We start from the raw sequence: 21,010 nt of genomic DNA on the forward strand, positions 1-21,010 counted from the left end.
CCGTAGACCTTGCCGCTTTCGGTCCATGCCTTGTGCAGAAGGTCTGTTTGACGCGCATCCTCTTGGGCGCGCTTGCTCATCGGGCGTTGCAACCAAGCATAAAACCCGCTGGGCTGGATGCGCAGGCGTGGATGTCATATTTTTCCGCCCCGATGGCCCGGCGCACAGCCATGATCAGATCGGCTGCACCGCGGTAGCTGGTAGGCTTGCCAATCCCCCAGGCGGAGATCGTGGCGCCGAGCTTTGTGGTCTCAGCCAGCACGCCTTTCAGGTGAGGGGTGAAGGGCACCCAAAGGCGCGCACCGGTCTTCCCCTGCACCACATTGATGCCGTCGCCATCGATGTCGCTCCAGCGCATCTTCAGCACGTCCCCGATTCTCTGGCCGGTCCCGAGCGCCAATTCAAAGAGTAGTAGCGTCCGACCTGAAGCATTCATCCGAAAGGCCTCGATCATATTTTCGGGCCATGCCTCGCGCGGTTCGGTGTCTGCTTTGAGAAGGGAGACACCTTTGGCCGGATTATCGGGGCGCCAGCCCTTGTCGATCGCGTGCTCGAAGAGGATCCGAAGCACCTACACGATGTAGTTTGCGAACCTGACCTTAGCCACATTGGCGTCCCGAGCCTGGATGATGTCGCGGCGTTGCATGCGCTCCACCTCCAGCTTCCCGAGCTTCTCGGTGACCCATTTCAGGACCTTGTCGTAATCGCGGGCCGTGCGGGGCGCCAGGGCAGCGTAGCGAGGGCTGGCATGGCGTGGATCGAGCTGGCCCAGCCGGGTCATGGTTGTGATGCCAGCCGCTTCCAGCCACATTCGCGGCACGGATCATGTCCGCCTCACTTGTAGCCCGCGCCATTAGGTTGGTCACCGGCGGATCCGGGGCCGCCGGTACTGAAGTGGCTCCGGATCCGGATCGGGCCGGCCCGGAGCAACGCGAGGTCAGGCGGTGAACCACCAGCGTTCGCCGCAGCGGGCTCCGTCCAGATCCCAGTCATTGGCGATCTCGCCATGCCCGATCCTGTCGCTGGTCGCATCGAGGAAATCAGCCCAGATTGGCGCGATCAGACCGGCATCCTCTGAGATCAGGCGCTGGCATTCCCAATAGAGTTCCTTGCGGCGGGTATCATCGGCTTCGCCACGCGCGGCGACCAGGGCCTTGTTGAAGGCCTCATTGTCCCAGCTGCTTTCGTTCCAGCTTCCGATGCTCTCGCGCGAATAGGCGAGGGTCAGCATGGCATCCTCATTCACCCGGCCCGACCAGCGCGTCGCAAACAGCGGGCGCTGCCCCCAGATGCTCGACCAGTAGCCGTCATCGGGCTCGCGCTTCACCTCGATGCTGATGCCGGCGCGGGCGGCCTGTTCGGCATAAAGCTGCGCCATATTTGTGGCACCGGTAAAGGGCAGTTCCGAGACATGCAGCGGCACCGTCAGCCCGGCAACCCCTGCCTTTTCCAGCAGCGCCCTGGCCTTTTCGGGGTCATAGCTATGCTGCTCGAGCCCCGAATAATGCGCCGGATAGGCTTTCGAGAGCGGCTGATCATTGGCGATGGAGCCGTAACCGTTCTGGACTTTTGCCAGCACCTCGTCGCGGTCGATGGCCAGCTTCATCGCCAGCCGCACATCGCGATCCCTGAACAAAGGATCGGTGACATTCATGCAAAAGCCCTGATGCATCTTGCCCTGGGTCTGGATCAGCTTCATCCCCGGCATCGCCTCAAGCAGCTGCGCGGTCGTCGTATCGACAAAGCCCATGGCGTCGATCTGTCCGGTCTGCAAAGCGGTGGTGCGGGCATTGATATCGGCAATGCAGTGCAATTCGATCGAGTCGAAATGCGCCCGGCCTTCTTTCCAGTAGTTCGGGTTCCGGCGCACGACGCTGCGCAGGCCCGGCTCATAGGTTTCCAGAATGTAGCCCCCCGTGCCGACGCCTTTGTCGAAGGCGCGATCCTCTGCGGGCACGATCAGCATATTGATCATCGACAGAATGGCCGGGAAACCGGCATTCGGGGCTTCGAGCGTGACCCGGACCTCAAGCGGCGCGCTGACGGTAATATCCCTGATCGCCACCATCAGCGACTTGGCCTCGGAGATGGTGTCGGCACCGCGATGCAGGTTCAGCGACCAGACCACATCTTCTGCGGTCAGCGGCTTGCCGTTGCTGAATTCCACCCCCGAGCGGATCTTGAAGGTCCATTCCGACAGATCGGCATTCGGAGCCCATTCGGTGGCAAGCTCGGGGATCAGCACGCCACCTGGTCCGACCTCGATCAGGCAGTTGCGCAGCTGATACTGCAGATGCATCATGAACCGGTATTCATTGACCTGCGGATCCAGCGTATCGGCGGTGCTGAAATCCGAGATCGCCAGGCGGAAGGTCCCGCCCGCTTTTGGGCTGTTCTGCGCGAGGGCAGGGCGCGCGTTCAGACCCAGGGCTGCGGCGGCGGTGATCGCCCCTGCACCCATCAGGATGGAACGGCGGTTGGTGATCAGAGCCATTTTTCTTTCTCCCTGTTGTTGGCCCTCTTCTGGGGAGGACCTGTCTCGGTGGATGGGTGGCAGTCTTGCGCCGCAGGCGCCTCAATATGTATATTCTTAATAATGCTAAGACCTGCTTAGCTCACCCGCAAATCAATACGGCTGCATACTTGTTTAGCTGAGCTAAACAGGCGTCAGCCTGGGGATCTGAAAATGAGCACTGTTCTTCCTCCGCTGCGTGCGCTTCAGGCATTTGACGCATTCGGCAGAAACGGCACCGTCCATGCCGCGGCGCGAAGCCTCGGCGTCACGCCTGGTGCGGTCAGCCAGCAACTGCGGCTGCTGGAGGAGCATGTCGGCCTGTCGCTGCTTTCCCGTGAGGGGCGGCGGGTGACATTGACGCCGGTTGCGCGGGTCTATCATGAGCTGATCAGTCAGGGCTTTGACCGGATGACGCGCGCCCAGGAGTTCGTCACCGCGCAGCGCGTCTCAGAGGATCTGACAATCAACGGTCTGCCGACATTGATACAGAAATGGCTCAACCCCATCATGTACCGCTTTCAGGCCGGTGCGCCCGAAACCACGCTGCGCATCGTGGCGACGCATGGAGAAACCGAGCCACAATGGATGGATCTGACCCTGCGGCTGACCTATGGCCAGGCCGCCGCGCGCTATCCGCATTCGCGGGTGCTGTTCACCGATATGTGTTTTCCGGCCTGCTCGCCCGCGTTTAAAGCGGCGCATCCTGAGGCTCAGACCAATGAAGGCCTGGCGCGGCTGCCGCTGATCGACATCGACTGGGGTATGGATGAATCGGTCGCGCCCCGCTGGTCAGACTGGTTCGTGGCGCAGAAGACCCCGCTTGCGGGACCGCTGAAGACGGCGGCTGTCTATTCGCTGTCGAGCCTGGCGCTGGAGGCTGCGGTTTCGGGCCAGGGGGTGGTGCTGGCGCAGGCCGCCTTCGCAGGGCCAGACCTGGAATCGGGCCGGCTGGTACGGCTGTCCGATCAGGTGCTGCCGATGCCGGAGGCCTATTATATCTGCTGGGGCCTGACCACGATGACGCATAAGCCAGCGCGCGATTTTCTAAATTGGGTCCTCGCTGAATCTAAAGCAAAGCGTGAGGGGAAACAGAAGCAAAGCTAAACAATCACTCAGTGGTTCTCCACTGGTCAGCTGACATTTGTCTGCGCATAATCCGGGGAAACACCGCCACATAGGGATGTAGCCATGTTTCTGAAAAACGCCTGGTACGTCGCAGCCTGGAGCAGCGAAATCGACAATAGCCTGCGGCAGATCCTTGTCCTTGGCGAAAAGATCTGCGTCTATCGCAACTCCCAGGGCGAGGTCATCGCGCTGGAGGATGCCTGTCCCCACCGCAAGCTGCCGCTGTCAAAGGGGCGCATCAAGGGCGATAATGTTGAATGCGGCTACCATGGCCTGACTTTCGACTGCGCCGGGCAATGCGTCTGGGCCCCCGGCGGCGGGCGCATCCCCTCGGCCGCGAAGGTCCGGCCCTATCCGGTGCATGAGAAATACGGTCTGGTCTGGATCTGGATGGGCAATGCCGCGATTGCCGATGTTGAGGACATTATCGACATCCCCAATTACGACAGCCCGGACTGGGGCATCAACCGCGGTGCGGCGATGGAGCTGCAGTGCAACTACCTGCTGATGACCGACAACCTCCTCGATCCGACCCATGTCGCCTGGGTGCATGAGACCAGCTTTGCCGCTCCGGCCACCAAAGACACGCCGCTGAAGGTGACGCGCACCGATGATGGCGTGATCGTGCACCGCTGGATGATGGATGCCCCGCCGGCCCCGTTCTACGCCAAGATCGTGGAATTCGAGGGCAATTGCGACCGGTTGCAACATTATGAGGTGCGTTATCCCTGCACCGCGCTGATCCGTGCGATCTTCACCCCGGCAGGCACCGGCGGGCCGGAAGGGACGCTGGACGAGAAGACCTTCGTCATGGACAGCTATAATTTCATGACCCCCACGACCGAGACCGAGACCCGCTATTACTGGTTCCAGCTGCGCAATATCCGCCCCGATGATGCCGCGCTTTCGGCGATGATGAGCGCGGATGTGCGCACTGCATTCGAAGAGGATCGCGTTGTGCTGAACGCGGTGCAGATCGGTCTGCGTGAGAAAACCTCGCCGCATATCGACCTGTCGATCGACGCTGGTCAGTTGCGTTTCCGCCGCCAGCTTGAGGCAATGATCGCCGAAGAGCAGGCGGTCGACGCCAAAATGCAGGGCTGAGCTATGGCCGATGCATTCCGCAAATTCCGGGTGGCGCGCAAACACCCGGAAAGCAGCGTCATCACCTCGTTTCACCTCGTGCCGGCGGATGGTGGCGCACTCTGGCCCGCGCGTCCGGGGCAATATCTCACCCTGCGTATCCCTGGCCCCGAGGGGCCGGTGCTGCGCACCTATTCGCTGTCGAATGCGGTCGATGCCACAGATTGCCACCGTATCTCGGTCAAACGTGAGACAGGGCTGAACGGCAATCCGGATGGTATCGGCTCGGGCTGGCTGCATGACCATCTGGCCGCAGGTGATGAGATCGAGGTGGCGGCACCGCGCGGCGCTTTCTTCCTCGATGAGGGCAGCACCCTGCCGGTGCTGCTGCTGGCCGGCGGCGTCGGGGTGACGCCGATGATGTCGATGCTGCACCGGCTGGCGCAGGGCAGCCGCAAAGCCTGGCTGGTCCATGCTGTCGAGAGCAGCGCGGTTCAGCCGCTCAGGGCCGAGGTCGAGCGGCTGGTTGCGGCCTCCTCGGGGCGGATCACCGCCTGCAATGTGTTGCGCAACCCTGCGCCCGGGGATCATCCGGATGTGACGGGCGTTGTGAATGCCTCGCTGCTGCAATCGCTGCTGCCGCTGGATGATTATCAGGTATATCTCTGCGGTCCGGTGCCGTTCATGGTGGCGATGTGGCGGCTGCTGACCAGCCTTGGCATTGCGCCCGAACGGATCGGATATGAGTTCTTTGGCCCCGGGGGGGCTTTGCCGAAACTGGCCGCGGGAGAGCTTGCACCGCCCGGGAGCGCGACGCCGCGTATTCCGGTCAGGGCGCCGAAATCGCTCGACCGGCTCGACTACCTCACCAATCCTGATGTGCGCAAAGCCGCTGAGCCCGCCGCGCGCAATGCGGCCGCAGCGGCTGGGCCGGATGCCATGGCCGAGAGCGGCAATGAGGTTGTCTTTGCCCGCTCCGGCGTGACCCTGGCCTGGAACAGCGGTGTGAAATCTATCCTCGAGCTGGCCGAAAGCGCGGGGCTGGACCCGGCCTTTGTCTGTCGCTCGGGTATCTGCAATTCGTGCCGCTGCACGGTGAAAGCGGGACAGCTGGACTATTTCAGCGAGCCGCTGGACCCGCCGGGCCCGGGCCAGGCCCTGATATGCTGTTCACGTCCCAACGGACGTGTGGTTCTGGACCTGTAAGCTCCCAACAGGTTCATAACAGAAAGGGCGGCCCGGACCGGGCCGCCCTTTTCCTTTTTCCTTATACCGCGAGGGCAAGGCCCTCAGCCCTCAGCTGGCAGCCTGACGGCTGGCCAGAAGCCTGTCCAGCCAGTCGGGATCCATCTGCGGCACGGAGGACAGCAGCAGCTCGGTATAGGCCTCGTGCTGCGGCGAAAAGATCCGTGCCTTGTCGCCCTGTTCGATCACCCTTCCGTGCTGCATGACCACGACGTGATCGGCAATCGCCTGCACCGTGGCAAGATCATGGGTGATGAACAGATAGCTGATGCCGCGCTCGCGCTGGATACGGTCCAGAAGGCGCAGGATGCCCTCGGCCACCAGCTGGTCGAGGGCGCTGGTCACTTCGTCACAGATGATCAGCTCCGGTTCGGCCGCAAGCGCGCGCGCGATGCAGAGACGCTGCTTCTGTCCGCCCGACAACTCGCCGGGCAGCCGGTCGATGAAAGTATCGGGGGCCAGCTCGATCTCGGTCAGCAATTCGCGAATGCGCGCCTCTTTCGCCTTACCGCGCAGGCCAAGGTAGAACTCCAGCGGCCGGCCCAGAATTTCGCGGATCCGGTGGCGCGGGTTCAGCGCGGTATCGGCCATCTGATGGATCATCTGCATCCGCTGCAACAGCCGGCGCGGGCGGGCACCCAGGCTGGCGGGCAGGGGCGCGCCATCGAAAGTGACCTTGCCCGAGGATGGCGGCAACAGCCCCATGATCACCCGCGCGGTGGTAGATTTACCCGAGCCGCTCTCGCCGACGACGGCCACCGTACGGCCGCGTGGAACCGAAAGGGATACCTTTTCCAGCACTTTCTGCGTGCCATAGGCGGCATCGACCGCGTCAATCTGCAACAGCGGCGGGCCATCGGGCGCGGGATCGCGCGGCGAGGGCTGGAAATCGCGCACCGCCCAGAGCGAGCGGGTATAGTCCTCGCGCGGATTGGTAAGCATGTCGCGCACCGGTGCGTCCTCGACCTCTTCGCCCTTCAGCAGCACCTTCACCCGATCGGCCATCTGCGCCACCACGGCCAGGTCATGGGTGATATAGATCGCCGCCGCATTATGGGTGCGCACGATGTCACGGATCGCGCTCAGCACCTCGATCTGGGTCGTCACGTCCAGGGCTGTGGTGGGTTCGTCGAAGATGATCAGATCGGGTTTGCAGGCCATGGCCATCGCCGTCATCGCGCGTTGCAGCTGCCCGCCCGAGACCTGATGCGGGAAGCGAAAGCCGATCTCGTCGGGATTGGGCAGCCGCATCTCGGTATAGAGCCGTACCGCCTCGGCTTCGGCCTCGGCACGCGTCATGACACCATGGCGCACCGGGGCCTCGCAATGCTGGCGCATCAGCCGCCAGGCCGGGTTGAAAGAGGCGGCCGAGGATTGCGCGACATAAGCGATCCGCCGGCCGCGCAATTTGCGCAGCTCTTCGGCTCTGGCGCCTACCAGCTCTTGGCCATCGAAGGTGACCGAGCCGCTGGTGATACGGCAGCCAGGGCGCACATGCCCCATGGCGGTCAGGCCCAGCGTTGATTTTCCCGCCCCGCTTTCACCAATGAGACCAAGGACTTCGCCCCGTGCCAGCTCAAGGCTGACCCCTTTGACGATCTGGTGCCAGTCATCGCCCGAGCGGCCCTCGAGCCACAGATCACGAATTTCCAGAAGTTTTGTCATAGCTCAGTCCTTCAATCCGCTGGACAGGTGCAGCACCCAGTCAACCACAAGGTTCACCGCCACCGTCAGGATGGCTATGGCGGCGGCGGGCAGCAGCGGCGCCAGCCCGAAAGTCGCCGTCTGCCAGCTCGAGAAATTGGCAAATGAGATCAGCCGCGCGCTTTCGCGCACCATCGAACCCCAGTCTGCGGTAGGGGGCTGCAGGCCCAGGCCGAGAAAGCTGAGCGCCGAGATGAACAGGAAGACGAAGCAAAAGCGCAATCCGAATTCAGCGATCAGCGGGGCCGAGGCATTGGGCAGGATCTCGCGCCGCAGGATCCAGCCCAGACCCTCGCCGCGCATCCGCGCCACTTCGATGTAATCCATGGTCAGGATGCCCTGGGCCACGGCGCGCGACAGCCGGAAGACCCGGGTGCTGTCGAGCACTGCGATCACGCAGATCAGCGCCAGGGCCGAGGCGCCGGTGATGGTCAGAATCAGCAATGCGAAGATCAGCGAGGGAATCGCCATCAGCACATCGACCAGCCGTGACAGCGCGGTATCGACCCAGCCGCCCAGGGTTGCCGCCATCAGCCCGAGAACCGCCCCGATCAGAAAGGCAAGGCAGGTGGTGATCAGCGCGATCCCCACCGTATTGCGCGCGCCATAGATCAGTCGCGACATCACATCGCGCCCCAGCGCATCAGTGCCGAGGTAATAGGGCGCGACCCAGGGCTGATAGGCCGGACCGATCACCTCGGCCTCGCCATAGGGCGCGATCAGTGGCGCGAACAGGGCCAGCACTGCATATATTACAATCAGGCCCAGCCCGATCCGGGCCGAGAGCGGCGCGTGGCGCAGGTGGAAAAGCCATTGAGTCACAAGATTACCTCGGGTGCATTAGGCGCGGGTTGGACAGGATGGCGATCACATCCGCCAACAGATTCAGAAGGATATAGGTCGCCGCAAAGATCAGGCAGGCCGCCTGCACCACCGGCATGTCCCGTTTGGCGACGCTGTCCACCAGGAGCTGGCCAAGGCCAGGATAGACGAAGACCACCTCGACCAGCACCACGCCGACAATCAGATAGGCCAGGTTCAGGGCGATAACGGTGACGATGGGAGCCACGGCATTCGGCAGCGCATGGATGGCGATGACCCACCAGCGCTTCATCCCCTTCAGCTCGGCCATCTCGATATATGGCAGGGCGAGAAGGTTCACGATCGCGGCCCGGGTCATGCGCATCATATGCGCGGTCACGATCATCACCATGGTCAGCGCCGGCAGGAAGCTGACATATAACCGCTCGCCCAGCGGCATGGTCGGGGTCACGCTGGCCAGGCTCGGGAACCAGCCCAGCTGGACCGCGAAGACCAGAATCAGGATATAGGCGACAAAGAATTCGGGGAAAGAGATCACGGCCAGCGTCGCGCTGGAGATCCAGCGATCCAGCAGCGAAGCGCGGTGCAGCGCGGCGATCAGCCCCAGCACTATCGCTACCGGCACCGCGATCAGCGCCGCATAGCCTGCGAGGAAGAATGTATTAAATGCCCGGTCTCCGATCAGATCGGCAACCGGGCGGCGGGTTGCCAGTGACAGGCCAAAATCACCCTGTACGGCGGCGCTCAGCCAGCCAAAGTATCGTGTCAGCGCCGGATCATTCAGGCCAAACTGCGTTTTGAACGCCGCAATTGTCTCGGGCGTGGCAGCCTGTCCCAGAACCTCTGTCGCCAGATCGCCGGGCAGCAGCTCGACCGCCCAGAAGATCACCGCAGAGACGACGATGAGCGTTAGCGTCCCGATGGCGAGCCTTCTGAGGACAAGCCCGGGGATTGGTGATACTTTGGATGTCATTTGTATAGACTTTAACCTTGATAAGGATATCCATAATGACAAAATTTGCGTATCAGTCCAGAAAAATCGCGCCTTTCTGTCGCGCTGTGTGAAAGGAATCACTCCTATGCCTTCCAATCGGGCGGGCGGCTCGGATAGCGTGGGTCGGATGACGTATCGTGATATCAAAGCCGACATTCTTGAGCGTATCCTGAACGGCACCTGGCCGCCGGGCAGTGCGGTTCCCAATGAGCAGGATCTGGCGCTGGAATATGGGGCGGCGCGCGCGACGGTGAACCGCGCAATGCGCGAGCTGGTCGATGAGGGCTATGTCGAGCGCAAGCGCAAGGCCGGAACGCGGGTGCGTATGGCCCCAGTGCGCCAGGTCCGGTTCGAAATTCCGCTGATCCGCAAAGAGATCGAAGAGCGGGGCGCCAGCTACCGCTATGCCCTGATCCGCTCCGAAGCGATGTCCGCCCCCGACTGGCTGCGGGCGCGGCTGAATCTGAAGCCGGGCACCGAAGTGCTGCATCTGGTCTGTATGCATTTCGGCGATGGCCGGCCCTATCAGCTTGAGGATCGCTGGATCAATCTTGCCGCGACGCCGCAGGGTCGCGACTTCGATTTTTCGACCGTCGGCCCGAATGACTGGCTGGTGCAGCAGGTCCCCTATTCGGATGTGGAGATCAGTTTCTCGGCCACATCCGCCGATCCTGAACAGGCGATGCTGCTGAACTGCCATGCCGGTGACGCGCTGTTTCGTGTCGAGCGGCAGACCACATGGCAAGGCCAGGTTGTCACCTATGTCAGCCTGATCTACCGGCCTGATCATCGGATGACGACCCGCTACTGACAGCGGGTCGTCCCTGGCGGCTTTTGCTGGCTCTGGTCTCGGCTCAGGCTTCGGCCCGCAGAGTTCTGACCGCGGCGATATAGGCGCTGCGGATCGCCTCGCGGCGGATATGGCGGCCCTCCTGCACCAGATGGCGGCCAGCCGACCAGACATCGCGCACCATGCTGCTGTCACCGGCAAAGGCAAAACTGTCGGGGATGAAATCGCCCTGCAGGCCGGTCAGATCCGGGTGATCCATGTCGAAGGTCAGCAGATCCGCCCATTCTCCGACCGCGATCGTGCCCGCGCCCCGACCTGCAGCCTGCGCCCCTCCGCGCGAGATGGCATCGATCAGGCGGCGCCCGGTCGAATGCTCCGGCGTTGCAAGAGCGGCGCGGCTGTGGTCGCGCAGGCGCTGGCTGGTGTCCAGCTGGCGCAGCTCTTCGGCCAGCGAGATGCGGATATTGCTGTCCGAGCCGATGGAGAGGGCGCCACCGGCCCCGGCCCAGCGGATTGCGTCGAAAATGCCGTCGCCGAGGCTGGCTTCGGTCAGGGGGCAAAGCCCCGCGACAGCGCCGCTGCGCGCCAGGGCGATGGTTTCTTCGGGCAGCATCCGGGTGCAGTGGATCAGGCACCATTGCGGCGACACATCCAGATTGGCCAGCGCCCATTCGACGGGGCGCGCGCCGGTGGCGGCCAGAACCTCATCCACTTCGGCCTGTTGTTCGGCCAGATGCATATGGACCGGCCCGTCGCCCGCCAGGGCAATGGTGGCCGCCAGATCCCGCGCCGCGACCGCCCGCAGCGAATGCGGTGCCACGCCGAGGCGGGTGTCTGCCGGCAGGCTGGCCAGCGCCCGGCCTGCTCCCTCATGCAGGCGGGCGAACTGATCGGCGTCATTGCCAAAGCGCAGCTGGCCGCCGCTTAAGGCGCGGCCGTCGCAGCCGCCCTGGGCATAATGGACCGGCAAGAGCGTCAGGCCGATGCCGGTCTGTTCCGCCGCGGCAGCGATCCGGGCCGAAAGCTCAGCAAGATCGTCATAGGTCTGACCGCCCGGGCTGTGGTGCAGATAATGGAATTCGACATTCGCGCCGAATCCGGCCTCGAGCATTTCCATCTGCACAAAGGCGGCGATGGCCTGGACCTGATCGGGGGTGATCCGGTCCAGGAAGCGGTACATCAGCTGGCGCCAGGTCCAGAAACTGTCGTTCTGCCCGGCGCCGCGTCGTTCGCTCAGCCCCGCCATAGCGCGCTGAAAGGCATGGGAATGGGTATTGGCGGGGGCATGGACCAGCACGTCACGCAAAATCGCACCCGCCGGCGCCGGGCCTTTCGCGATCGAGAGGATGCGGCCATCCGCGCCGATCCCAAGCGCGACATCCTTTGCCCAGCCCTTAGCTAAAAGCGCCTGTTTTGCCCAGATAACGGTCGGTTTCGATGAGATGCACTCTGTCATGTGACGACTCGCTTGACATATTATGTCTGCTCATAATAGCGTTTGATCTGGATATAACAAGGCAAACCATGCTCCTCGTCGATCTCACCCTCGTCTCTCCTGAAAATGGCACCGACAGCGGCCTGATCGCTGGCGCTGTGATTGCAATCTCTGAGGATCGCATCCTCTGGGCCGGGCCGGCGGCCGATCTGCCCGCCGCCCATCAGCATCTGAAGAAACAGTCCCTGGGCGGGCGGCTGGTGACGGCCGGTCTGATCGACTGCCATAGCCATCTGGTCTATGGCGGCGACCGCGCGCGCGAATTCGACATGCGTCTGAACGGTGCCGGATATGAGGAAATCGCCCGGGCCGGGGGCGGGATCCTGTCCTCGGTCCGCGCCACGCGCGCGGCAAGCGAGGCCGAGCTTCTTGCCTCCGCATTGCGCCGCGCCGACCATCTGATCGCCGAAGGTGTCACCACGATCGAAATCAAATCCGGCTATGGGCTGGATCTGGAAACCGAGCTGAAAATGCTGCGTGTCGCCCGCCGCATCGGCCAGGAGCGCCCGCTGCGCGTGGTGACCACCTGGCTGGCCGCCCATGCGCTGCCGCCCGAATATGCCGATGACCGGGATGGCTATATCGAGCGCGTGGTGATTGCCGGGATGGAGGCCGCACAGGCGGCGGGGCTGATTGATGCGGTGGATGGCTTTTGCGAAGGCATCGCCTTTACTGCCGCCGAGATGGACCGGATTTTCAGCCATGCGAGCGCGCTCGGCCTGCCGGTGAAGCTGCATGCCGAGCAGCTGTCCGATCTGGAGGGGGCGGCGCTGGCCGCGCGGCACGGGGCGATTTCGGCCGACCATCTGGAATGGCTGAACGAGGCGGGCATTGCCGCCATGGCGGCCTCCGGCACCGTTGCGGTGCTGCTGCCCGGCGCGTTTTATACGCTGCGCGAGACGAAACTGCCGCCCATCGCCGCCCTGCGCGCGGCCGGGGTTCCGATGGCGCTGGCCACGGACAGCAATCCCGGCACCTCGCCCGTCACCTCGGCGCTGATCACCATGAACATGGGCGCCACGCTGTTTCGCATGACCCCGACCGAATGCCTGGCCGGGTTCACCGTCAATGCTGCCCGGGCTCTGGGTCTGGCCGACCGCGGCCGCATCGCCGCCGGTCAGATCGCTGATCTGGCGGTCTGGGACATCAGCCATCCGGCCGAGCTGGCATACCGCATCGGTTTCAACCCGCTTCATTCCCGCATTTTCGGAGGTAAGCCATGCCCGCTCTGACAGATCTTGTTCTGACCCCCGGCACTGCGACCCTGGCCGAGCTGGAGCGGGTCTGGCGCGAGGGTCTCCGCGTCAGCCTGCATGCTTCGGCCCGCGCCGGTATCGCCGCCTCTGCAGCGCGGATCGCTGCCGCCGCCGCAGGGGGTGCACCGGTCTATGGCGTGAATACCGGCTTTGGCAAACTCGCCTCGGTCCGGATCGCGCCTGCCGATACCGCCATTTTGCAACGCAATCTGATCTTGTCGCATTGCTGCGGCGTGGGGGAGGCGGTGGAGCCGCAGACCGTGCGGCTGATCATGGTGCTGAAACTGCTCAGCCTCGGGCGGGGGGTGTCGGGCGTGCGTCCCGAGCTGGTGACATTGCTCGAGGATATGCTGGCGCATGACGTCCTGCCGGTGATTCCGTCGCAGGGATCGGTCGGGGCCTCGGGCGATCTGGCACCGCTGGCCCATATGGCGGCGGTGATGCTGGGCGCGGGCAGGGCGCTTTATAAAGGCGCTGAAATGTCGGGGGCCGAGGCGCTGGCGGCGGCGGGTCTGTCGCCGATGACCCTGGCGGCGAAAGAGGGGCTGGCGCTGATCAATGGCACCCAGGTCTCGACCGCCTTCGCGCTGGTCGGGCTGTTCGAGGGTTTTCGTGCCGCGAGGGCGGCGCTGGTTGCCTCCTCGATGTCGACCGATGCGATCATGGGCTCGACCGCGCCCTTTATCGACGAAATCCACAGACTGCGCGGCCATCGCGGCCAGATCATGGCGGCGGGCATCATCCGCGGCCTGATGGCGGGCTCGGCCATCCGCGAAAGCCATCGCGATGGCGACAGCCGGGTGCAGGATCCCTATTGTATCCGCTGCCAGCCGCAGGTGACCGGCGCCTGCATCGATGTATTGTTCCAGGCGGCGGCCACGCTGGAGATCGAGGCGAATGCCGCGACCGACAATCCGCTGGTGCTGACCAGCGAGGATCTGATCGTCTCCGGCGGCAATTTCCACGCCGAGCCGGTGGCGCTGGCAGCCGATCAGATCGCTCTGGCGCTGGCCGAAATCGGTGCCATCTCGCAGCGTCGCAGCGCCATGATGGTGGATCCGGCGATGAGTTTTGGCCTGCCGCCCTTCCTGAGCCCGGATCCGGGCCTGAACAGCGGGCTGATGATCGCCGAAGTCACCTCGGCGGCGCTGATGAGCGAGAATAAGCATCTGGCCAACCCTTGCTCCACCGATTCCACCCCCACCAGCGCCAATCAGGAGGATCATGTCAGCATGGCCGCCCATGGGGCGCGGCGGCTGCGGCGGATGAATGCCAATCTCGCCCAGATCCTCGGGATCGAACTGCTCTGCGCGGCTGCGGGCATCGAGGCGCGTGCGCCGCTGCTCACCTCTGCCCCGCTGGCGAAGGCGCTCTCCAGATTGCGCCAGGACATCGCGCCGCTGCAACAGGACCGCTATATGGCAACCGATCTGGCCCTGGCGGCGGAGCTGGTCAGCAGCGATGCTCTGGCCGCTGCCGTGCCGGCGGCGCTGTTCGCGGAGCTGCGCCTGTGAGGCCGGTTGAGGTACAGCGCGGCGACAGCCCGGTCATTCTGGGCCTGCCGCATACCGGGACCTGGCTGCCCGAGAGCATAGGGGCCAGGCTGAATGCACGCGGCCGGGTTCTGGCAGATACCGACTGGCATATCGAGCGGCTCTATGAGGGGCTTTTGCCTGGCGCCACCACGGTCCGGGCCACCTTCCATCGCTATGTCATCGACGCCAATCGCGGCCCCGAGGATGAAAGCCTCTATCCTGGCCAGAATACCACCGGCCTGGTGCCGCTGACAGATTTTGACGGCGAGCCGATCTGGAGCGTTCCGCCGGATGGTGCCGAGATCGCCGCGCGTCTGGCCAGCTATCACGCCCCCTATCACGCGGCTTTGCAGGCCGAGCTGGATCGGGTCCGGGCCAGGAATGGGGTGGCGATCCTGTTTGACTGCCATTCGATCCGCTCGGTCATTCCCTTCCTGTTCGAGGGGGTGCTGCCCGATTTCAGCATCGGCACCGCCGGTGGCCAGAGCTGTGATCCGAGGCTGGAAGCCGCGGCGCTGCGGATCTGCGAGGCCAGCGGCCGCAGCACGGTGCTGAACGGGCGGTTTAAGGGCGGCTGGACCACGCGCCACTATGGAAAGCCGCAGGCAGGGGTGCATGCGATCCAGATGGAGCTGGCGCAGTCGAGCCATCTGGAAACCGAGCTCCCGCCCTTTAGCTACGATCCGCACCGCGCCGCATCGCTTCGCGCGACGCTGGCTGATCTTTTGCTGGCGCTGGCCGCGCTTGCGCCCAAACTGACTGAGGAAACCCTTTGATGAAACCGTTAGCAGGCATCCGCATTCTTGATCTGACCAGGGTGCTGGCCGGGCCGTTCTGCACCGCGATCCTGGCCGATCTCGGGGCCGAGGTGATCAAGCTGGAACCGCCGCAGGGCGATGATTATCGCCATGTCGGCCCTTTCGTATCGGGCGAATCCGCGCTGTTCGCGCTGAACAATCGCGGCAAGCAATCGCTGGTCGTCGATCTGAAGGCCGATGAGGGGCGGGCGCTGGCCCTGAAAATGGCCGCCACCGCGGATGTGGTGGTCGAGAATTTCCGCCCCGGCGTCGCCGACCGGCTGGGCATCGGCGCTGCCGCCCTGCAGGCGGTCAATCCGCAGCTGGTTGTGGCCTCGATCTCGGGCTTCGGGCAGGAAGGCCCCGCCGCGGATCTGCCCGCCTATGATGTGGTGGTTCAGGCCATGTCTGGCTGGATGGACGCCACCGGCGAAGAGGGCGGTACGCCCCTGCGCACCGGCGAGGCGATCGGCGATGTCGCCGCCGGGCTTTACGCCGCGATCGGTATCCTTGCCGCCCTGCTCGGGCGCGGGACGCATGGCGGCAGCCATGTCGATATCGCCATGATGGACTGCCTTGTCGCCATGCTGCCCACCAGCCACGCGCTGCAGCATTATGCCGGCCAGCCGGTGAAACGCACCGGCAACCGTCATCCGCTTTCGACGCCCTTTGGCGCCTTCCGCAGCGCCGATGGTCAGGTGATCATCGCGGTGCTGGGCCCGCGCCAGTTTGCCGGCCTTTGCGCGCTGATGGGACAGCCAGAGCTGGCCCGCGATCCGCGCTTCACCAGCGATGAGACGCGGACCAGCAATGAGCCTGCGCTGCGCGCCCTGATCGAAGCCTGGACCACCAGCCTGCCGACCGATGCATTGATTGCAGAACTGCGTCAGGCGGGCATTCCGACCGCGCCGATCCAGACGCTGGCCCAGGCGCTCGACAGCCCGCATGCACGGGCCCGCGGCCTGGTGGCCGATCTGCCGCACCACCGGCTGGGCAGCAGCAGGGTGGCCGGCCAGCCAATCCGGTTTGACGGTGAGAAGCCTCTATCCGTCGCCGGCGCTCCCGCTTTGGGAGGCGACACCCGCCCTGTGCTGACCGCACTTGGCCTGACCCCCGATCAAATTACCGGCCTGATTGCCGCCGGAATCGTGCAGGAGACTGAATTTGCCTGATTATTCCCACTTGCTTGAAGAGAGCGAGCGCGGCTTCATCGATATGCTGACCCGCTTCGCCAGCGAAGAGATCGCCCCATTCGCGGCGGAAACCGATGAGACGGGGGAATTTGTTCACAAACAGATCGCCGCTCTCGCCGCGACCGGGATCATGGGCGCCAACCTGCCCGAGGCCTGGGGCGGTGCCGATATTTCGGCCCATGCCCTGTTCGAGGGCGTGGCGACCATCGCGGGGGCCTGCGCCTCGACAGTCTCGGCGCTGACGGCCCATTATCTCGCGACGGATTCGCTGCTGATCGGTGGCGATGACGCGCTGCGCGCCCGCCTTTTGCCCGCCGCTGCCGAAGGCCGGCTGCTGGGCGCCTTTGGCCTGACCGAGCCGAATGCCGGCTCGGATCCGGGCGATATGCGCACCAAAGCGGAACGCGAAGGCGAGGGCTGGCGCATCCGCGGCCGCAAATGCTTCATCTCCAACGGTGGGGTTGCGGATTTCATCGTGGTCTATGCCGTGACGGATCCGGCCGCCGGCGCTCGCGGCATCTCGGCCTTTGTGCTGGAGAAGGGCACCGCAGGCCTGGTGCCGGGCCGGGTGGAGCAGACCATGGGTCTGCGCGGTGGCCATGTCTGGGAGCTGGACATTGATTGCTACGTCCCGGACAGCAACCGCGTCGGGCCCGAGGGCTCGGGCTTCCGCACCGCGATGAAAGTGCTGGATAATGGCCGGGTCGAAGTGGCCGCGATGTGCGTCGGCATTGCCCGCGCCGCGCTCAGCGCCGCACGCGACTGGTCCAGATCCCGCATCATCGGCGGCGAGGCACTGGCCATGCGCCAGGGCATCCGCTGGATGCTGGCCGATATGGAGACCGATCTGGCCGCCGCCGAGCTTCTGGGCCATGAAGCGGCCCGCCAGCGCCATGCCGGCCAGCGCTTTACCGCTGCCGCCAGCCGCGCCAAGCTCTTCGCCTCCGAGGCGGCGGGCCGGATCGCCGACAGCGCCATCCAGATCCATGGCGGCTACGGCTACACCCGGGATTTCCCTCTGGAACGTCATGCCCGCGATCTGCGGATCATGCGGATCTACGAAGGCTCCTCCGAGATCCAGCGCAATATCATTTCCGGCATTTTGCTCGCTTAAGAAGAGACTGACATCATGACAAATCCCCGTCACAATACCCGCGACATTTATCCGGCGACCGGCACCGGGATCACGGCGAAAAACTGGCAGTCTGAGGCGGCGCTGCGGATGCTGATGAACAATCTGCATCCCGATGTGGCCGAAAACCCGCATGAGCTGGTGGTTTATGGCGGCATCGGCCGCGCCGCCCGGACCTGGAAGGATTTCGACCTGATCTGCGACGCGCTGCGCGATCTGGAAGCAGACGAAACCCTGCTGGTTCAGTCCGGCAAACCCGTGTCGATCATCCGCACCCATAAGGATGCGCCGCGGGTTCTGATCGCGAATTCCAACCTTGTTCCCCGCTGGGCAAACTGGGAGCATTTCAACGAACTGGATAAGAAGGGCCTGATGATGTACGGCCAGATGACCGCAGGGTCCTGGATCTACATCGGCGCGCAGGGCATTGTTCAGGGAACCTATGAGACCTTTGCCGAGATGGGCCGCCAGCATTTCAATGGCGATCTGACCGGGAAATGGGTGCTGACCGGCGGCCTTGGCGGCATGGGTGGTGCACAGCCCCTGGCCGCGGTTTTCGCGGGCGCATCCTGCCTCGCGGTCGAGGTCGACGAGACCCGGATCGACTTCCGTATCCGCACCAGATACCTGGATGCCAAGGCCAGAACCCTTGATGAAGCACTGGCGCTGATCGCGGAATGGAACGCCAGGGGCGAGGCTAAATCGGTTGGCCTGCTGGGCAATGCCGCCGAGATCTTCCCCGAGATCCTGCGCCGTCAGCTGGCGGGCGAAAAGCTGCCCAATGGTGGCCCCGATATCGTGACCGACCAGACCTCGGCCCATGATCCGGTGCATGGCTATTGCCCGGCCGGTTGGAGCGTCGGCGAATGGCGCGCCAAACAGTCCAGCGATCCGGCAGGCGTCGACAAGGCCGCGCGTGCCTCGATGCGTGCCCATGTCGAAGCGATGGTCGGCTTCCATGACGCTGGCGTGCCGACGGTGGATTACGGCAATAATATCCGCCAGATGGCGCTGGAAGAAGGCTTCGGGCGCGCCTTTGCTTTCCCGGGTTTCGTGCCCGCCTGTATCCGCCCGCTGTTCTGCCAGGGTATTGGCCCGTTCCGCTGGGTGGCGCTCTCGGGCGATCCCGAGGATATCGCCAGGACCGATGCGGCGATGAAAAAGCTGTTCCCGGAAAACAAAGGCCTGCACCGCTGGCTGGATATGGCCGCTGAGCGGATCGCCTTCCAGGGCCTGCCCGCGCGTATCTGCTGGATCGGTCTGGGTGATCGTCACCGTGCCGGTCTGATGTTCAATGAGATGGTTAAGAACGGCGAGCTGAAAGCCCCGATCGTCATCGGCCGTGACCATCTGGATTCGGGTTCGGTCGCCAGCCCCAACCGGGAGACCGAGGGGATGATGGACGGCTCGGATGCGGTCTCGGACTGGCCGCTGCTGAACGCTTTGACCAATACCGCAAGCGGCGCCACCTGGGTGTCGATCCACCATGGCGGCGGCGTCGGCATGGGCTTCTCGCAGCATGCCGGTGTGGTGATCGTGGCCGATGGCACCGATGAGGCCGCCAGACGACTGGAGCGGGTGCTGTGGAATGACCCGGCCTCGGGGGTGATGCGTCACGCCGATGCCGGTTATGAGCTGGCGAAAGACTGCGCCACGCTGCATGGCCTGCGTCTGCCCGGCATCATGCGGTGAACGGACATTACAAAGCCGCCGGGCGGATCTTCCGCCCCTGGAAAAACGGCGGTGGGCAAACGGCGGAAATCGCCGTTTCGCCCGCCGGCGCGGATTTCGCCGGTTTCGACTGGCGAATTTCGACCGCCATCGTCGCCTCGGACGGTCCGTTCTCGCTGTTCCCGGATGTCGACCGGGTTTTGGCGGTGCTCGAAGGCGGCCCGATGCGGCTGGATATTGCCGGGCAAAGCCATGTCCTGACCGCTGACAGCCTGGCTCTGGCCTTTCCCGGCGATGTGCCGAGCGCCGCGGAACTGACAGAGGGGCCGATTTTGGATTTCAACGTGATGACCCGTCGTCCGCTGAAAGCTGAAGTGACGCGCGGGCCATTTTCGCCACCCGCAGGCCCGGCACCCGCCCGCCCGGCAATTGCCCGGCTGGCATTGCTGCTGGAGCAGGGGGGCGGGCTGGAGCGGCTGGATCTGGTCGATCTCGATGCCTGCGATCCGGCTTTGCTGCTGTCGCTTAAGGGCCTGCAGACCCTGATGGTGACGATAACGGACCCAGCCTCCGTGACCCTGAGCGGCCAGCGCTGATGCCCCGGGTCGCGAGCCGGTTTTGATGGCTGTCGGCGCCCATGCGCCGGGCGCGGTGCCGCCGCTCGGGGAGATCCGCCGGACCTATGACAGTTTCTGGCATAATTTTGCCGCTGCGCATCGTTTTACCGGCTTTTTGCGGCAGATCTTCGGGTAAAAGCCGGGCCGGTCAGATCCGGGTCAGAACCACTGGCCCGGCTCCATCAGCCCCAGATCCATCAGCTGCTGGCTGTGCCAGCGGAAGGGTTCTGAGCGGTGCCAGAGGAAGCCTGAGATATCGCTGCGGCTGCCGGGATTGGTGCGCAATGCCTTGGCGGTACGGAAAGAGCAGATCGTGGTGGTGATATTGTGATGCCAGGGGCAGGAATAGGTGTTCATCTCCTCATCGGTGAGGGTGAAATCGGGCCGCAGCCGCAGGCCCTGGCGGGCCCGGAACAGCGCGATGCGGTCAATCTTGCGCCTGTCCCAGGGGATATGCTCCTCAAACCGCCAGCGCAGCCCGCCAAAGAAATCCATCTGCCGCTCTTTCACCCCCTGACCATCGCTGGCCTGCCTCGACAGCGCATAATAGCCCGAGCGGTCGAGATGCGCATTTTCCAGCGAGACGGCATTGGGCCAGCGCGTCAGATCAGGGGCATAGAGGTCAATCACATAGCTGAGGATCGCCTCGCGCCGCTCTTCGCTCTGAAAGCTGATCAGATCGCGCAGGCTGCGGCTTTCGCAAAAGGGGAAGAACAGAAATTCGGCATTATAGCCGTAGCAGATCCAACGCCCGGCCAGCGGGTCAATCAGCCGGTTCACCACCCCGACCAGGGCATCCTCGGCGAAAACATCGCAATCGATGCGCTCGATCGCTGCCTCCAGCGCCGGATCGAGCTCCAGCTCCGCAGGCGCAAAGAGCAGCAGCTGATCAAAGCCCGCCTGCAGATGATGTTGCAGTGTCGCCTCCAGCGCGACATCATCCTCGGCCATGATCAGCGCCGCCGGGCCCGAGCTTTTGCGCAGCGCGCCGGAGGCAATCAGAGCGGCAAGTGTATCGTAGCGCATCTTCCCTGCC

At 64.1% G+C, this 21,010-nt stretch carries 20 protein-coding genes and 1 pseudogene; 12 read left to right on the forward strand and 9 right to left on the reverse strand.

Annotated elements, in window-relative coordinates; translation table 11 throughout:
• From H0485_RS18195 to H0485_RS18210, 4 genes and pseudogenes are all read right to left on the reverse strand, one after another.
• A pseudogene (locus H0485_RS18195) lies at positions 1 to 125 on the reverse strand (IS3 family transposase); the annotation flags it as partial.
• Entirely contained in the window at positions 77 to 454 is a 378-nt protein-coding gene (locus H0485_RS18200; protein ID WP_354002459.1) for a tyrosine-type recombinase/integrase, read from the reverse strand. The pseudogene H0485_RS18195 and the gene H0485_RS18200, both read right to left, overlap by 49 nt.
• Positions 455 to 571: 117 nt before the next feature.
• Complete coding sequence (locus tag H0485_RS18205) at positions 572 to 811, reverse strand: hypothetical protein (RefSeq protein WP_226937350.1); 240 nt, start codon at positions 809 to 811, stop codon at positions 572 to 574.
• Between the two features lie 126 nt (positions 812 to 937).
• Positions 938 to 2,494: an ABC transporter substrate-binding protein gene (locus H0485_RS18210; RefSeq protein WP_226937351.1), complete on the reverse strand. Its 1,557-nt coding sequence runs from the start codon at positions 2,492 to 2,494 to the stop codon at positions 938 to 940.
• 192 nt (positions 2,495 to 2,686) lie between these two features.
• Here H0485_RS18210 and H0485_RS18215 point away from each other — a divergent pair, with 192 nt between their 5' ends.
• The 3 genes from H0485_RS18215 (at position 2,687) to H0485_RS18225 (ending at position 5,929) form a co-directional block, all read left to right on the forward strand.
• Positions 2,687 to 3,619 (forward strand): LysR family transcriptional regulator, encoded by a 933-nt coding sequence (locus H0485_RS18215; RefSeq protein WP_226937352.1) that lies wholly within the window; start codon positions 2,687 to 2,689, stop codon positions 3,617 to 3,619.
• Positions 3,620 to 3,703: 84 nt separating this feature from the next.
• On the forward strand, positions 3,704 to 4,744 hold the full coding sequence (locus H0485_RS18220; protein WP_226937353.1) for an aromatic ring-hydroxylating dioxygenase subunit alpha: 1,041 nt from the start codon (positions 3,704 to 3,706) through the stop codon (positions 4,742 to 4,744).
• 3 nt (positions 4,745 to 4,747) lie between these two features.
• Positions 4,748 to 5,929, forward strand: coding sequence for a 2Fe-2S iron-sulfur cluster-binding protein (locus H0485_RS18225; protein ID WP_226937354.1), 1,182 nt, complete (start codon positions 4,748 to 4,750; stop codon positions 5,927 to 5,929).
• A 90-nt stretch (positions 5,930 to 6,019) separates the two neighbouring features.
• On the opposite strand, the gene H0485_RS18230 is transcribed toward H0485_RS18225, so the two are convergent.
• From H0485_RS18230 to H0485_RS18240, 3 genes are read right to left on the reverse strand one after another with little or no spacing between them, the layout of a single operon-like run.
• Positions 6,020 to 7,633, reverse strand: coding sequence for an ABC transporter ATP-binding protein (locus H0485_RS18230; RefSeq protein WP_226937355.1), 1,614 nt, complete (start codon positions 7,631 to 7,633; stop codon positions 6,020 to 6,022).
• 3 nt (positions 7,634 to 7,636) lie between these two features.
• Positions 7,637 to 8,494: an ABC transporter permease gene (locus tag H0485_RS18235; RefSeq protein WP_226937356.1), complete on the reverse strand. Its 858-nt coding sequence runs from the start codon at positions 8,492 to 8,494 to the stop codon at positions 7,637 to 7,639.
• A 4-nt stretch (positions 8,495 to 8,498) separates the two neighbouring features.
• Positions 8,499 to 9,467: an ABC transporter permease gene (locus tag H0485_RS18240; protein WP_226937357.1), complete on the reverse strand. Its 969-nt coding sequence runs from the start codon at positions 9,465 to 9,467 to the stop codon at positions 8,499 to 8,501.
• Between the two features lie 106 nt (positions 9,468 to 9,573).
• On the opposite strand from H0485_RS18240, the gene hutC reads away from it, so the two are divergent.
• Positions 9,574 to 10,299 (forward strand): histidine utilization transcriptional repressor HutC, encoded by a 726-nt coding sequence (hutC, locus tag H0485_RS18245; RefSeq protein ID WP_226937358.1) that lies wholly within the window; start codon positions 9,574 to 9,576, stop codon positions 10,297 to 10,299.
• A 43-nt stretch (positions 10,300 to 10,342) separates the two neighbouring features.
• Here hutC and H0485_RS18250 read toward each other — a convergent pair whose 3' ends face one another.
• Positions 10,343 to 11,734 (reverse strand): formimidoylglutamate deiminase, encoded by a 1,392-nt coding sequence (locus H0485_RS18250; protein ID WP_226937359.1) that lies wholly within the window; start codon positions 11,732 to 11,734, stop codon positions 10,343 to 10,345.
• Between the two features lie 68 nt (positions 11,735 to 11,802).
• Between H0485_RS18250 and hutI the strand changes: the two genes are divergently transcribed.
• Genes hutI through H0485_RS21685 form a run of 8 tightly spaced genes read left to right on the forward strand, consistent with a single transcriptional unit; the run spans position 11,803 to position 20,110 of the window.
• On the forward strand, positions 11,803 to 13,005 hold the full coding sequence (hutI, locus tag H0485_RS18255; protein ID WP_226937360.1) for an imidazolonepropionase: 1,203 nt from the start codon (positions 11,803 to 11,805) through the stop codon (positions 13,003 to 13,005).
• Positions 12,993 to 14,543 (forward strand): histidine ammonia-lyase, encoded by a 1,551-nt coding sequence (hutH, locus tag H0485_RS18260; RefSeq protein WP_226937361.1) that lies wholly within the window; start codon positions 12,993 to 12,995, stop codon positions 14,541 to 14,543. Before hutI ends, hutH begins: the two co-directional genes overlap by 13 nt.
• Entirely contained in the window at positions 14,540 to 15,340 is an 801-nt protein-coding gene (gene hutG / locus H0485_RS18265) for an N-formylglutamate deformylase (protein WP_226937362.1), read from the forward strand. The genes hutH and hutG overlap by 4 nt, the downstream gene beginning before the upstream one ends.
• Positions 15,340 to 16,533 (forward strand): CaiB/BaiF CoA transferase family protein, encoded by a 1,194-nt coding sequence (locus tag H0485_RS18270; RefSeq protein ID WP_226937363.1) that lies wholly within the window; start codon positions 15,340 to 15,342, stop codon positions 16,531 to 16,533. The genes hutG and H0485_RS18270 overlap by 1 nt, the downstream gene beginning before the upstream one ends.
• Positions 16,526 to 17,668 carry an acyl-CoA dehydrogenase family protein gene (locus tag H0485_RS18275; protein ID WP_226937364.1) on the forward strand — a complete coding sequence of 381 codons (1,143 nt, stop codon included), beginning with the start codon at positions 16,526 to 16,528 and terminating at the stop codon, positions 17,666 to 17,668. Before H0485_RS18270 ends, H0485_RS18275 begins: the two co-directional genes overlap by 8 nt.
• A gap of 15 nt (positions 17,669 to 17,683) precedes the next feature.
• Positions 17,684 to 19,378 (forward strand): urocanate hydratase, encoded by a 1,695-nt coding sequence (hutU, locus tag H0485_RS18280; RefSeq protein WP_226937365.1) that lies wholly within the window; start codon positions 17,684 to 17,686, stop codon positions 19,376 to 19,378.
• Entirely contained in the window at positions 19,375 to 19,953 is a 579-nt protein-coding gene (locus tag H0485_RS18285; protein ID WP_226937366.1) for a HutD/Ves family protein, read from the forward strand. The genes hutU and H0485_RS18285 overlap by 4 nt, the downstream gene beginning before the upstream one ends.
• 25 nt (positions 19,954 to 19,978) lie before the next feature.
• Positions 19,979 to 20,110, forward strand: a complete 132-nt coding sequence (locus H0485_RS21685) for a hypothetical protein (RefSeq protein WP_255613811.1) — start codon at positions 19,979 to 19,981, stop codon at positions 20,108 to 20,110.
• A 23-nt stretch (positions 20,111 to 20,133) separates the two neighbouring features.
• On the opposite strand, the gene H0485_RS18290 is transcribed toward H0485_RS21685, so the two are convergent.
• Entirely contained in the window at positions 20,134 to 21,000 is an 867-nt protein-coding gene (locus tag H0485_RS18290) for a glycosyltransferase family 2 protein (protein ID WP_226937367.1), read from the reverse strand.
• Positions 21,001 to 21,010 lie beyond the last annotated feature (10 nt).

Source organism: Pseudogemmobacter faecipullorum, assembly GCF_020539525.1.
In the GTDB taxonomy this organism is placed as follows: Bacteria; Pseudomonadota; Alphaproteobacteria; order Rhodobacterales; family Rhodobacteraceae; genus Pseudogemmobacter; species Pseudogemmobacter faecipullorum.